This is a genomic window from Paraburkholderia ferrariae NBRC 106233 (genome assembly GCF_000685035.1).
GTDB lineage: Bacteria > Pseudomonadota > Gammaproteobacteria > Burkholderiales > Burkholderiaceae > Paraburkholderia > Paraburkholderia ferrariae.
In genome coordinates this window covers 280,741-293,576 of sequence record NZ_BAYB01000011.1, presented here as the reverse complement: position 1 = coordinate 293,576, position 12,836 = coordinate 280,741, and the positions used below count along the sequence as shown (strand labels likewise).

Here is a 12,836-nt window from a genome sequence, read left to right as displayed (position 1 = left end):
ACAGACGCGCTGGCAAGGACAACCAATCTAAACCGTGAAAAGCCGTGCAGGGAATCGGCTAAACGGCGACGCGTTGCGTCTGAAGGACCGGGACGATGGCTAAAATTTGCAAGCCCTGCAACCAGTGTGGACGGATTCTAGCAGCGTTTTATAGATCGTCAATACTATAGAATGTCATATTTATAACTAATTGTAATGATGAACAGCGTTCAGTCCGAGCAGAGCCACGCACCATGCGCGTTTCCGGCCTGTTCACCTCACCTTGCCTCCCATTACGCATTGTGTCCGGCAGCGTGTGTCAGCCAACACAGGTAAAATCGACAATCGAATCCGCCGCCCGCGCCCGCCCTCGCGAAGGCCGCGGCGCCCCGCAGCTGCCGCCCGGTGCGGCACCATCCCGCTCCCGATGAAATATAAAGATCTGCGCGACTTCGTTGCTCGCCTGGAGACCCTCGGCGAACTGCGCCGGGTCCCGCAAGCCGTCTCCCCGGTGCTCGAAATGACCGAACTGTGCGACCGCGTGCTGCGCGCCAGCGGCCCAGCACTCCTCTTCGAAAACCGTTCGGCGCATGCGTTCCCGGTGCTCGGCAACCTGTTCGGCACGCCGCGCCGCGTCGCGCTCGGCATGGGTCTCGATACGCCCGAGAGCGCCGGTGACGGCGCCGCCCTGGAGTCGCTGCGCGACGTCGGGCGGCTGCTTTCGGCGCTCAAGGAACCCGAGCCGCCGCGCGGCCTGAAGGACGCCGGCAAGCTGCTCACGCTCGCCAAGGCCGTCTGGGACATGGCGCCGAAGACCGTCAGCTCGCCGCCCTGCCAGGAAATCGTCTGGGAGGGGCAGGACGTGGACCTCGCAAAGCTGCCCATCCAGACCTGCTGGCCCGGCGACGCCGGTCCGCTCATCACCTGGGGGCTCACCGTCACGCGCGGACCGAACAAGCCGCGTCAGAACCTCGGGATCTACCGCCAGCAACTGATCGGCCGCAACAAGCTCATCATGCGCTGGCTCGCCCATCGCGGCGGCGCGCTCGACTTTCGCGAATTCGCCCTGCGCCACCCCGGCGAGCCTTATCCGGTGGCCGTCGTGCTGGGCGCGGACCCCGCGACCATCCTCGGCGCCGTGACGCCGGTGCCCGACACCCTCTCGGAATACCAGTTCGCCGGGCTCCTGCGCGGCGGCCGCACCGAACTCGCGAAATGCCTCACGCCCGGCGCCGATACGCTGCAGGTGCCCGCGCGTGCGGAGATCGTACTGGAAGGCTTCATCTATCCGCAGAAAGGCACGCCGGAACCGGCGCCCGCGGGCGCGCCGCCGCGGCCCGCGAAGGGAGCGAGCGCCGCCTACGAACATGCGCTCGAAGGCCCCTACGGCGACCACACCGGCTACTACAACGAACAGGAGTGGTTCCCCGTCTTCACGGTGGAGCGCATCACGATGCGCCGCGACGCGATCTATCACTCCACCTACACCGGCAAGCCGCCCGACGAACCCGCCGTGCTCGGCGTGGCGCTCAACGAAGTGTTCGTGCCGCTGTTGCAAAAGCAGTTTCCCGAGATCACCGACTTCTATCTGCCTCCCGAGGGCTGCAGCTATCGCATGGCGATCGTGCAGATGAAGAAGAGCTATCCCGGGCATGCCAAACGCGTGATGTTCGGCGTCTGGAGCTTCCTGCGCCAGTTCATGTATACAAAGTTCATCGTCGTGGTGGACGATGATGTGAACATTCGCGACTGGAAGGAAGTGATCTGGGCGATCACGACGCGCATCGACCCCGCGCGCGACACCGTGCTCGTGGAGAACACGCCCATCGACTATCTGGATTTCGCCTCGCCGGTCGCGGGACTCGGATCGAAAATGGGGCTCGACGCCACCAACAAGTGGCCCGGCGAAACCACGCGCGAGTGGGGCCGCGCGATCGAGATGGACCCCGGCGTGAAGTCTCGCGTCGACACGCTGTACGACGAACTCGGGCTCTGAGGCGCCGCGCGCCCGGTGCCCGCTCCGGCCGGATCGGGCGCGCCCCGCGCCTTCCGGCGGAAGGGCGTCGCGGCCGTTGCCGCGCCGTTCACGCACTCAGGAGACACGAAGATGATTCTGTCGGCATCGGAGCGCCTGACCCAGCTCAAAGACCCCGCCCTTTTCAAGACACGCGCCTGGATCGACGGCGAATGGAGCGGCGGCACCGCGGAGTTCGCCGTACTCGACCCCGCCGACAACGCCGAAATCGCCCGCGTGCCGGACCTCGGCGCCGACGAAGCCCGGCGCGCGATTGCGGCGGCCCACGCCGCCCTGCCCGCCTGGCGCGCGCTGACCGGCAAGGCGCGCGCGGCCATCCTGCGCCGCTGGTTCGAACTCGTGATCGAGCACGCCGACGACCTCGCCGCCATCATGACCGCCGAGCAGGGCAAGCCGCTGGCCGAAGCGCGCGGCGAGGTCGCCTACGGCGCATCGTTTCTGGAATGGTTCGCCGAAGAGGCGAAGCGGGTGAACGGCGACGTTCTCGCAAGTCCCGCCGCGGACAAGAAGTTAGTCGTCCTGAAGCAGCCAATTGGTGTGTGCGCATCGATCACGCCGTGGAACTTCCCCATCGCCATGATCACCCGCAAGGTCGCGCCCGCCATCGCGGCGGGCTGCACGATCGTGGTGAAGCCCGCCGGGCAGACACCGCTTTGCGCACTGGCGCTGGCCGAACTCGCACAGCGCGCGGGCGTGCCGCGCGGCGTGTTCAATGTCGTGACGGCCGATGCGGCCAATTCGATCGCAATCGGCAAGGCGCTCTGCGAAAGCGACATCGTGCGGCATCTCTCGTTCACGGGATCGACGCCGGTGGGCCGCCTCCTCATGCAGCAGTGCGCGCCCACCGTAAAGAAGGTCGCGCTCGAACTGGGCGGCCACGCGCCGTTCATCGTCTTCGACGACGCCGATCTCGACGCGGCCATAGAAGGCGCGATGATCTCGAAGTATCGCAACGCCGGGCAAACCTGCGTCTGCACCAACCGCTTTTATGTGCACGATGCGATTTACGATGCGTTCGTCGAAAAGCTCGCGGCGGCCTCGCGCGGCATCCGGGTCGGCAATGGCTTCGAGGCGGGCATTACCCAGGGCCCGCTGATCGACGACGCCGCGGTCGAGAAGGTCGCGCAGCACATTGCCGACGCCACGGCGAAGGGTGCAACGCTCGTCACGGGGGGCGGCGTAGGCGAAGGCCGCTTCGTCGAACCGACGGTGCTCGCGAACGTCACGCGCGACATGCTGATCGCTCACGAGGAAACGTTCGGACCGGTGGCCGCCGTGTTCCGCTTCCGCGACGAAGCGGAAGTGATCCATCTTGCCAACGATACGGAATTCGGTCTGGCCGCCTACTTCTATAGCCGCGACATCGGCCGCGTGTGGCGCGTGGCCGAAGCGCTCGAATACGGCATGGTGGGCATCAACACCGGCCTGATCTCGAATGAAGTCGCGCCATTCGGCGGCGTGAAGCAGTCGGGGCTCGGGCGCGAGGGCTCTAAATATGGCATCGACGAGTATGTCGAGCTCAAATACCTGTGTATTGGCGTCTGATTATCGAGACCTTACACTCGTCAAGTAGTGAAGCGAGCGGCGGGCGCCGCGCCGCCCGCTTTCTACGCACACGCCAGTCTGCACAATAAAGAAGTCCAAACAACAAATTCGCTTTAACGCCTCGCCTCAATGCCTCATTTCTCACTGCTCTCAGACGGCTTCTTCCTCTCGCTTTCGCTCTGCCTCGATATCGGCCTCGTCAACGTCGCGATCATCTCGCTCACGCTCTCGCACGGCTTCAAGCCGGGTTTCTGGCTCGGCCTCGGGTCCTGTTTCGGCGATCTCACCTATGCTGCGCTCGCCCTGGCGGGCATGGCCGCGCTGCTGCAGTTCGAACCGGTGCGCTGGGTGGTCTGGATCGGCGGCTCGGCCATTTTGCTGATGCTCACCTTCAAGATGGCGCGCGAGGCGCTCAATCCGGCCGCGGCACCGCCCGTGGAAGGCGAGGCGGACCCGGTCTCGCCCGCATTGTCCCCGTGGCGCGGCTTCCTGCGCGGCGTCCTGCTCGCGCTCTCCTCGCCCAGTGCGATCCTGTGGTTCGCCGCGGTGGGCGGCGCGCTGATCGCGAAGTCGGGGGCAACGAGCGCCGGGGCGGCGGCCCTCTTCCTCTGCGGCTTCTTCCTTGGCGGACTCGGCTGGACGCTATTCCTGTGCAGCCTCGCAAGCCACGGCCGCAAGCGCGCCGGCACGACCCTGCTGCGCGCCTGCCACGTGCTGTCCGCCCTGCTCTTTGCGTACTTCTCCTATAGCGTGATCGTGCACGGCTACCGGGATCTGATCGTTCAGCACGCGTCGTGATCGACCCGGCTCGCGGCAGGCAACCGTAAAACGAGAACGGCGCAACGCGGCATGAGCCAGCGTTGCGCCGTAGCGTGCGTGGAGACGCGAGGTGGCGAGGCAGCGATCGCCGCCCGCGATCAACGGCGATAGTACCCGTGGTAATAGCCGTGGTAATACGGGTGATGCCAGTAGTACGGATGGCCCCAGTAGCCGCCCACCACGACGGCCGGCGGCGGCGCATAGACAACCGGCGGCGGCGCATAGACCACGGGCGGCGGAGGCGGCGCGTAGACCGGCGCAGCGTACACCGGATAAGCGGGCGCAACCGGAATGCCGATACCGATGCCCACCGAAACGTGCGCCTCGGCTGCGCTGACCAGCCCCAAACCCAACGCAGCGGCAACGATAAACGAAACGGTCTTTTTCACTTCTCTTCTCCTGACAGCCAACAACGGCGCCAACTTCAATCGAGTTCAATCTATTAGACAGACGGCCACAACCCACGATCCCAATGTATCGAAAATGGAGCGCTCAAGACGTGGCCATTTGTTGCAAATTGCAATCCCGTTTCGCCCGAAGCCGGTACGCAAAATCCCCCGGTATGCCGCGCCCGTATCCGTAGAACCCCGCAGATACGCGGTTCCACGGGCTTAATCCTCAGACCTGGGGACGCAAAGTCATTCTTACCGTCCGTCAGTGCCTTCCGGGCGGATTGCGCGGTAAAGTTTGATTACAAATTGGCTTAATTAGCTACGAGTGACCTGCGGGCAACGGCGCCCTGGCGGCGCGTAAACGACGATGCCCGGTCCATGACCGGGCATCCTGACTGACTTGCGGCGCGATTTGCCGGCCGCTACCGGGCGCGCCCGTCATCGGGCGCGCACCGCTATCCGACCTTCACGTAAGTGAACTCTCGCGTAATGCTGGGCGGCACGTAGGCGCCGCTGATCTGGACCCTGGGCTTCAGGCGCTTCTTCTGATCCCACCAGCGGCGCCGCTGGATGGGCGTGAGAAACCGCAGATGCTTTCGGTAAGCGAAGATGCTCATGAGTGAACTCCCGAATCGGACTGCCGACAGGAAACAGCGCACGCAACTGCAACACAAAAACCGAAACCATTAAGACCATTGTGCGCAAAATCTGAAGCAGTGACCGCGGTGTTGCGAGATAGCCGCAGTCCCACCTTATTGTCTCTTGACCTGTCGATCGCGACGGTCCAGGCCATCGCGCGGGCGGCTGTCGTGCTCGATGCGGCACCTTTTACACGGCGCCTGCGCCCGGCACGGACATCGCGGCTCCGGCGCCGCGCGCCGGGCCATCCGCCCTGATTCTTTGTAATCGCCTGCACGCCCGGCTTCGGTACGATAGCGAACACAGCCCGTGTGCACGCGGAAAACCCTCACGCAGCCGGGATGTGGCCGCAACCGGTCCGCTTTCCCGCCGGCACGGCAACCCACGCCGATGAAACCACTTTACCCGTTTGGGGAGAAACCTGCCGCGTACCCATGCAGGCGCGACGCCACAGTGCACAGCGCCCCTAAAAGCCGTGGTAATGTGGCAAGCGGCACGCGCACCGCCCGGACCATGCGGGCGCGCCATGGGGTCCACCGACGAGAACGCACAATGATCAAGGTCAGCATCCTCTATCCGTATCGCGAAAACGGGCGCTTCGACAGCGAGTACTACGCCACGCGACATATGCCGCTCGCCGCGCGCCTGTTCGGCGACACGCTGCGGGGCTGGTCGGTCGATATCGGCATCAACGCGGGGCCGCCGGGCACGCCGCCGCCGTATGTCGCCGCGGGACACTTTCTGTTCGACACGCCGGAGGCGTTCTACGACGCGTTCCAGCCCCACGCCCAGACGCTGCTCGACGACATTCCCAACTACACCGACGGCGGAAATGGCACGATTCTGATCAGCGAAATCAAAGTATCGGTCTGAGCGACAGCGCCCCGACCGCCTTGCGACCCGGCCACCGTCCGCGCCGGCGCCAACCACACGAAGGAAAAGACACCGATGTTCGGCGATATCGCCCGTTTTCTGCTTAGTACCGTCTTCACGCTGTTCGGCGCCGCGCTGCTGCTGCGCGCGTGGATGCAATACGTCCGGGTGCCGGCGTACAACCCCGTGTCGCATGCCGTGCAGCAGGTCACCAACTGGCTGGTGCTGCCCTTGCGGCGCGTGATTCCGGGCATGCGCGGCATCGATTGGGCAAGCGTGATTGCGGCGCTGGTCGCCGCCCTGGTTTATGTGCTGCTGATGGTCTGGCTCGCCGGCGTCGACCCGCTCGGCCTGCTGCCCACGCTCCTGATCGTCGCGCTGCTCACGCTCATCAAGTGGGCGCTGAATCTCATCATCTGGCTCACGATCCTGATGGCGCTGCTTTCGTGGCTCAATCCGGGTTCGCCCGCCATGCCCGTGCTGTACCAGTTGACCGCGCCGTTCCTCAATCCGCTGCGGCGCATCGTGCCTCAGTTCGGTGGGCTCGATCTCTCGCCTATTCTGCTGTTCGTTATCGTGCAGGTGCTGCTGATGGTGGTCACGCGCGCCGCCGTTTCGCTGACGCTGTTCGGGATTTGACGGTCGAGTGCGGCGAACACATCCAGGGATAAGGGGCGGCCCGGTCGCCCCTGATTCCGCCGGTCACGCGCATGCGATCGCCAGCCTGAGCGCCACCGTAGACGCTACCGGATGCATTTATATGCCGGAAGCGAAAATCGGCAGCAACTCTTCGCGCCTGCACTATTAATGAAAAGATGCGCAGCTTGAAGCGCCCACGAATTTTTGATGTCTGGAACCGCGTGAAGACAGTCAAGGAAGGTCGTTCACTGGTCGACGAGTCCGGCGGACTTCGCGGGGATCTCAAGGATGGAGGAAGAGTCTTTGTCTTTGCGAGACACTCGCCTGGGCACGCTCAAGACTGGCTCCGGGTTAGCTATGGCATGTTGCTCGACGTTACGCCCGACGACAATGAAGATGCCCCGCCGAAAACGTACAACAGCGGAAGGCAACGGCGAAACTGGTTGAATCCGCAACCTGTTGCCGTCATCCGGGCCGCGCCGCTGCCAACAGGTGCTCCTGGAGCACAGTCGCCGCTCGCTTGCCCGCCTAACAATCTGGGCTCAGTACAGCTTCCTCGGCGGCAACGACCGTTTGATCTGCTTTCGGAGTCGGGCCACAGCGGCAGCCTTCTTTCGTTTGCGTTTCGCAGTCGGTGTTTCATAAGACATTCTGGCGCGCAGTTCCTTTATCAAACCGGTGCTCTCGATCGAACGTCGGAAACGGCGCAACGCGACTTCCACCGGTTCGTTCAGCTTGGGCGTTACAGTAGTCAATTTTCTTCCTGGTTATGAGTTTGCGCCGCGAATCGTCCAGACGTCCGCGACGAAGTTCGCTGCTCTATTTCTCTTCAGCCAAAGCGCACGTCCAGCCACTCGTGCGCCCATTTTTTTCGCATGGGCAATGGCGTCTTCGCGCATGTCGAAGCCGGCGACGTGCGAATCACAATTCCAGATCGAGGATGTTCGTGTCCTGGGAACACGTGTCGATAAGGCGTTCCGCATAGGCAGCCGAAGCACGCCGCGCGTCGCCGGCGCTCTGGAAGGGCCTCGTCACAGCAAGCTGGAATACCCGGCTGCGGGGCGCGTCCCCCGAGCTTCCCGGCTCCTGGATACGCACGGCCGCGTCGAACCCTTCATCGTAGTTATGCCCACTTCCGGGCTCGGTGGCACGGTGTGGATAGACCAGTGGATAAACTTCCAGTCCACGGTAGAGACGGAAACCGGTTGCCATGAAACACCTTTGAAGCCGCGTCAACACGCGACGAAATCGGGAAAAGGGTGTGAGCGACTGAATTCAGTCTTCACGTGATCGGCCGTGTTGTTCGGCCTGTGATGAAAGGGAGCGGCCCGATTCCGTTGGAAAGCCGACTGGGGAGGCGCAGAGAAGGGCTGTGGGTCAATCAACGGATTCATCCTACACCCATTACCCTGTTTGTACAGCGAATGTTTCTTGCCTGCGCTACGTGTGCGAAGCCGGCAGACTGGCTCCACTGCGTGGACCGACTGCATGGATCGACTGCGGGTATGCGCATGGCGCCGTATCGCAGCCGACATTCGCGCAGCACGCTTCAGCGACGGCGAAACGCGGCCCGTTGCGTTGCGCCGCCGCTGCGCTCGTCCTTATGCCGAAAATTGATTCTTCCTTTCGTCAGGTCGTACATCGAGAGTTCCAGCGTGACCCGATCGCCTGCAAGGATGCGGATGTGATTCTTCCGGATACGGCCAGATGCGTACGCGCCCACGACCACGCCGTTGTCGAGCGTGACGCGGTAGCGGCTGTCCGGCAGCACTTCGTCGACGATGCCATCGAGTTCCAGCAGTTCTTCTTTTGCCATTCAAGGTTCCTGAGTAGTTAGCGAAACACCCGTCGAGGCGTCTCGCCCGAGTGAGAAGCGGCGAGCACTGCACAGCGCAACGCTCGCATGATCGGGAGCAGCGGGAAGTCTGCGGTCCAGCATCGGATGCAGGGAAGTTCGGGAGAACCGCGTTGCAGATCAGGCAGCAAAGCTATCGTCGTTGGACGGTCCAAGTAGCACGTCGATCGCTGCCTGCCCCGCCACCTCTGCAATGAGGTATGCCCAGCGGCGGGTAAAGGGGCCGTTGCGCAAACGGATACTGCTGCCTCGCTCGCCAATGAGAGCGAGGTTCTGGCTACCTTTTATCTGGAAACTCACGTTGTACAGGTCCTCTGCCGAAGACGTCAGTTCAACATGAATCTCGAAACCCCGATACGGGATCATCCGGTACATGAGGCGCTCCGTCTATTGACGAACCAACGCGCCTCTTGTTGGGGTTGTGCGCAGGGGCATGGCTTCATTGTACACGTGATGGCCGTGACAGCGCCGTCAACACCTGCGAAACGCCGCGGTTTGCCGTCTTTCTCCGTGCCTGTCCCGGGATGGTGGCAGCGTGCTGGACTGTCCCATCCAAATAGACAGGATACCGAAGTGTTCGGGAAGCATAACGCGGGGTTTGCGGAACTGGGTGTCGCCTTTAGCCGCGCGTGTCGACCCAGTTGCGCGCCCAGCGGGTCGAGTGCTGCAGCGCCTGCTCTTCACTCGTGAAGTAATCGAGCGAATAGAACTGGTAGCGGCCTTCGGCGCGCGCGCTATCGGTGCGCTCGAGCAGCAGGTTGGATGAAAAACTACCGTCGGGCAAACGATGCGCCGAGGGTTGGACGGCATAGCCGTTGTATTGCTGAATTTGTTTGTTATGCATTTTAATTTTAATGATGTTCGAGTGCGTGCGTACCGTGCGAAATGTGCAGAGGCACGCGGATTCAAAGCCATTGCGAGCTGAATCTGACGCAGTCGGAAAGCAAAAGGCGTTGAAGCCTGAGGGGAGAATGAGGCGCAGCGAGGCGCGTGGGGCTTGGCAGGCTGCTGAATAAGCAGGTGCGGCGAAAAGCGATCGCGCCCAATTGAGGAGACAAAGCTCCGCGAGGGGGTTGCTGCAACCCGGCATCCATCACAGGAGGCCGGGCCCTTCAACTTTACAGCGGCTTGATGTTAGCCGCTTGCAGGCCCTTCGGGCCTTGCTTCGTTTCGAAGCTCACCTTCTGATTTTCAGCGAGCGTCTTGAAGCCGTCGCTCCTGATTTCGGAGAAATGCGCGAACAGGTCGTCGCCGCCCTTGTCCGGGGTGATGAAGCCAAAGCCCTTGCTGTCGTTGAACCACTTAACGGTACCGGTATCCATGAAAAATCCTTGAGGAAAGAAATGAAAATTTACTCTATTAAAGAGTGGTTTGTGAAGCGTCAAGGAGGGAGAGGGCAACGAATACCGCTACGGAGAGCGAGCAATTGATGAACAGCAATCGAACTTCTTGAACTTCGATCCATACAATACCCGCTAGATGTCACGAACGTCAATACTTATCTTGTAACTGCTTCGCGAGGAGGTCCGTTATGCAGCGAAAACGATGCGGACCTTGCGGACCGGATTGGCTGCGCACCCTTGCCTGGCATGGCGCGCGGGGGAGACCGGGGTAGACAGAAGGCGGCGGCCAGGCACAGGCCAGGGCGGCACCGCACCTGCTGCGGCGGGATCGAAAAAACGGAATTGCACGCCGCTCCCCTAAGGGAGCGAGAGGGTGCAGGCTACAGCGAAAATGCCGAGCGGCGCGCAGATCTCGAACGACGAGCGGGTTTTCATCTCTTTTTCTCCCCGTCAAAATACGATGGTCGAAATGGCCACCCAGGAAAGCGACGCATCGGGCTCAATCGTTGCTGCGGAGTACGGATTCACCCGGCTTGTTCGGGCGACCGCTCACCTGTGCGACGTCTCGATCCCTCCTGGAAAATAGAGCACCGGAGCCGGACCCACAAGCATGAAAGATCGAGCAACCATCGTGTGCTGGCAGGACGGCAGAATCCTGCTTGTCGAGCGCGGACGCGCGCGGTGGTCGTTGCCCGGGGGCACGATACGGCGCGACGAATCTCCGGCGGATGCCGCCAGACGCGAACTCGTCGAAGAAACGACGCTCTCGGGGCACACCCTCGGCTATCTGTTCCAGTTTGGCGGGCTGAACAAACGCCATCACGTCTTCTACGCAATCCTGCCTGGGGATGCACGGCCCGAGCCGGGCAACGAAATCCTCAGATGCCGATGGTTTCGGCCCCGCAAGGTGGCCACGCTGATTACCAGCGTGCCCACGGCTGAAATTGTCAGCCTCATTTTCAGTCACAAAAATGTCACAATCTAGCCTTCCGGCCGGGCTCGGGTGCCCGCCTTTGTGACTTCTCGCGCCTCGGGTCACAGGAACGCGCGCTGACTATTGGGACTGAAACATTGATAGGTAATTTTGAGATATTGTCGCGCCTGCTCATGGCGGCGCTGCTGGGCAGTGTGATCGGTTTCGAGCGGGAGAGGCTGAGTTGGGCTGCGGGCTTGCGCACGCACATGCTCGTCAGCGTTGGCGCCTGCCTGATGATGCTCGTGTCCGCATTCGGCTTTGCCGACGTGCTTGGCAACAAGAATGTCGTGCTCGATCCGTCGCGGGTCGCGGCGCAGGTCGTATCGGGCATTGGCTTTCTCGGCGCGGGGTCGATCCTGCTTCGCGGCGAAGTGGTACGCGGGCTGACTACGGCAGCCAGCCTGTGGTCCGTCGCCGGGGTGGGCCTCGCGGTCGGTGGCGGCATGTACACCGCAGCCATCGGCGCGACCGTCATCATCCTGGTGATTCTCGCCGGCATCAAACCGCTTGAGCGCCGCTTCATTTCCGTGCGCCAGCAGCGCAACATACAACTGCTCGTCGAGCGCGGCAGCGTTTCCGTGGATACGCTGCAACGCGCGCTCGGCTCGGGAAGCATCCGCGTGAAGCAGTTTATTGTGCAGCAATCCGAAGACGATCCCGAACTCGACGACGTGCAAATCTCACTGTCACGTGTGACCCCGGGCGAGTTTTCCGCGATCTGCTCGCGGCTTGAAATCATGTCTGGCGTGCGCGAGTGCCGGCGAGGCAACTGAACGGCGCGGGACATGGCGAGGAACTGCGAATACAACGGCTTTGCACTGGAGGTTTGCGTCGGGTTCGATGGCAACAACTTTCGGCCGGACAAGCGAATACGTGCGCAGGACAGCTACAGCGCAGCCTGCAGGATCGTAGACGATTGGTTCGCCCGGAACCTGCGCTAGCCTCGCCCGGTAGCGACACCACTGCTTCGTCAGCGCCCCACGCCAGTTTCGATGCCAGCGTCCAGACCGCACCACTGCCCAAACCCCCAAATTCCCTGTAGAATTACCGGCTCTGCGGGCGTCGTATAATGGCCATTACCCCAGCTTCCCAAGCTGGAGACGTGGGTTCGATTCCCATCGCCCGCTCCACCTCGGCTCACCAGCCTTGCATGGCCACACAGCAGCTGGCCTCGCGCAGTCTCCCCGGGTTGCCCTGAATCCCCCCTTTCGTACGTCCCGCGCACGTTCGAAGTCCGGCTCGTCATGGGTCACCCCGGTGTTCGCCGCGGCTGGCGCGTCATGATCCCGATGCAACCCGGCTCGTCTCGCGCCGTCCGCGAGGCCGTCAACGATGGAACGATTTTTCATGTCCCGCCGCAGTGCGATCGCGCTGCTCGTGGACACCCGCAAGAAGCTGCTCGCCGACGCCAACGGACGTCTCCCCGCCGCTGCCCAGCCGCTCCACGACACCGCGCAACAACTGGAGCGCCTGTTGCTGGACGTGCGAGCCTGCCGCATCGACAGCTTCGAGCTCACGCATCCGGCGCCCGTCCAGGTGACGGTCTCGGCCGACTGAGCCTGCTGGCGGCCCCGCGAGACGGCGCTGCTATAATGCGCGTCGGTTCCAGCGCAGCTTGCAGCCGTGCAGCAGCCCGCGGCATCCGCGGGCGCGCCCTGTCCTGCGCAAGAGATTGGCCCGACCGGCCACCCAATCCCGATCCCGCATGACTTGCGCGATCCTCATTGGCAAAACTGGCAAG

16 protein-coding genes and 1 tRNA gene are annotated in these 12,836 nt (G+C 62.8%); 9 read left to right on the top strand and 8 right to left on the bottom strand.

Annotated elements, in window-relative coordinates; translation table 11 throughout:
• Positions 1 to 406: 406 nt before the first annotated feature.
• From BFE01S_RS13670 to BFE01S_RS13660, 3 genes are all read left to right on the top strand, one after another.
• Positions 407 to 1,975 carry a UbiD family decarboxylase gene (locus BFE01S_RS13670; RefSeq protein WP_028225997.1) on the top strand — a complete coding sequence of 523 codons (1,569 nt, stop codon included), beginning with the start codon at positions 407 to 409 and terminating at the stop codon, positions 1,973 to 1,975.
• A gap of 111 nt (positions 1,976 to 2,086) precedes the next feature.
• Entirely contained in the window at positions 2,087 to 3,559 is a 1,473-nt protein-coding gene (locus BFE01S_RS13665; RefSeq protein WP_028225996.1) for an NAD-dependent succinate-semialdehyde dehydrogenase, read from the top strand.
• Between the two features lie 129 nt (positions 3,560 to 3,688).
• Entirely contained in the window at positions 3,689 to 4,357 is a 669-nt protein-coding gene (locus BFE01S_RS13660) for a LysE family translocator (RefSeq protein WP_028225995.1), read from the top strand.
• Positions 4,358 to 4,476: 119 nt separating this feature from the next.
• On the opposite strand, the gene BFE01S_RS13655 is transcribed toward BFE01S_RS13660, so the two are convergent.
• Together BFE01S_RS13655 and BFE01S_RS45020 are read right to left on the bottom strand one after the other, a co-directional pair.
• Complete coding sequence (locus BFE01S_RS13655) at positions 4,477 to 4,767, bottom strand: hypothetical protein (RefSeq protein ID WP_028225994.1); 291 nt, start codon at positions 4,765 to 4,767, stop codon at positions 4,477 to 4,479.
• Positions 4,768 to 5,225: 458 nt separating this feature from the next.
• A complete protein-coding gene (locus tag BFE01S_RS45020) occupies positions 5,226 to 5,387 on the bottom strand; it encodes a hypothetical protein (protein ID WP_169742628.1) in 162 nt (53 codons plus the stop codon).
• A gap of 574 nt (positions 5,388 to 5,961) precedes the next feature.
• On the opposite strand from BFE01S_RS45020, the gene BFE01S_RS13645 reads away from it, so the two are divergent.
• Positions 5,962 to 6,282, top strand: a complete 321-nt coding sequence (locus BFE01S_RS13645; RefSeq protein ID WP_028225993.1) for an EthD family reductase — start codon at positions 5,962 to 5,964, stop codon at positions 6,280 to 6,282.
• A 75-nt stretch (positions 6,283 to 6,357) separates the two neighbouring features.
• Complete coding sequence (locus BFE01S_RS13640; RefSeq protein WP_028225992.1) at positions 6,358 to 6,921, top strand: YggT family protein; 564 nt, start codon at positions 6,358 to 6,360, stop codon at positions 6,919 to 6,921.
• A gap of 542 nt (positions 6,922 to 7,463) precedes the next feature.
• On the opposite strand, the gene rpsU is transcribed toward BFE01S_RS13640, so the two are convergent.
• The 6 genes from rpsU to BFE01S_RS13615 form a co-directional block, all read right to left on the bottom strand.
• Positions 7,464 to 7,676 (bottom strand): 30S ribosomal protein S21, encoded by a 213-nt coding sequence (gene rpsU / locus BFE01S_RS42995; protein WP_084169804.1) that lies wholly within the window; start codon positions 7,674 to 7,676, stop codon positions 7,464 to 7,466.
• Between the two features lie 166 nt (positions 7,677 to 7,842).
• Positions 7,843 to 8,133, bottom strand: a complete 291-nt coding sequence (locus tag BFE01S_RS13635) for a hypothetical protein (RefSeq protein ID WP_028225991.1) — start codon at positions 8,131 to 8,133, stop codon at positions 7,843 to 7,845.
• Between the two features lie 337 nt (positions 8,134 to 8,470).
• Positions 8,471 to 8,737, bottom strand: coding sequence for a translation initiation factor IF-1 (gene infA, locus BFE01S_RS13630; protein ID WP_028225990.1), 267 nt, complete (start codon positions 8,735 to 8,737; stop codon positions 8,471 to 8,473).
• 159 nt (positions 8,738 to 8,896) lie between these two features.
• Positions 8,897 to 9,151, bottom strand: coding sequence for a hypothetical protein (locus BFE01S_RS13625; RefSeq protein WP_028225989.1), 255 nt, complete (start codon positions 9,149 to 9,151; stop codon positions 8,897 to 8,899).
• Positions 9,152 to 9,395: 244 nt separating this feature from the next.
• Positions 9,396 to 9,620, bottom strand: a complete 225-nt coding sequence (locus tag BFE01S_RS13620) for a hypothetical protein (protein WP_028225988.1) — start codon at positions 9,618 to 9,620, stop codon at positions 9,396 to 9,398.
• 274 nt (positions 9,621 to 9,894) lie between these two features.
• Positions 9,895 to 10,098, bottom strand: coding sequence for a cold-shock protein (locus BFE01S_RS13615; RefSeq protein ID WP_028225987.1), 204 nt, complete (start codon positions 10,096 to 10,098; stop codon positions 9,895 to 9,897).
• 631 nt (positions 10,099 to 10,729) lie between these two features.
• Between BFE01S_RS13615 and BFE01S_RS13605 the strand changes: the two genes are divergently transcribed.
• The 4 genes from BFE01S_RS13605 (at position 10,730) to BFE01S_RS13585 (ending at position 12,652) form a co-directional block, all read left to right on the top strand.
• The gene (locus tag BFE01S_RS13605) at positions 10,730 to 11,104 is read left to right on the top strand and encodes an NUDIX hydrolase (protein WP_028225985.1); all 375 of its coding nucleotides are present in this window, start codon (positions 10,730 to 10,732) and stop codon (positions 11,102 to 11,104) included.
• An 86-nt stretch (positions 11,105 to 11,190) separates the two neighbouring features.
• Positions 11,191 to 11,868, top strand: coding sequence for an MgtC/SapB family protein (locus BFE01S_RS13600; RefSeq protein WP_028225984.1), 678 nt, complete (start codon positions 11,191 to 11,193; stop codon positions 11,866 to 11,868).
• A 282-nt stretch (positions 11,869 to 12,150) separates the two neighbouring features.
• Positions 12,151 to 12,225 (top strand) — tRNA-Gly (locus BFE01S_RS13590).
• A 217-nt stretch (positions 12,226 to 12,442) separates the two neighbouring features.
• Positions 12,443 to 12,652: a hypothetical protein gene (locus BFE01S_RS13585; protein WP_028225983.1), complete on the top strand. Its 210-nt coding sequence runs from the start codon at positions 12,443 to 12,445 to the stop codon at positions 12,650 to 12,652.
• Positions 12,653 to 12,836: the final 184 nt, after the last annotated feature.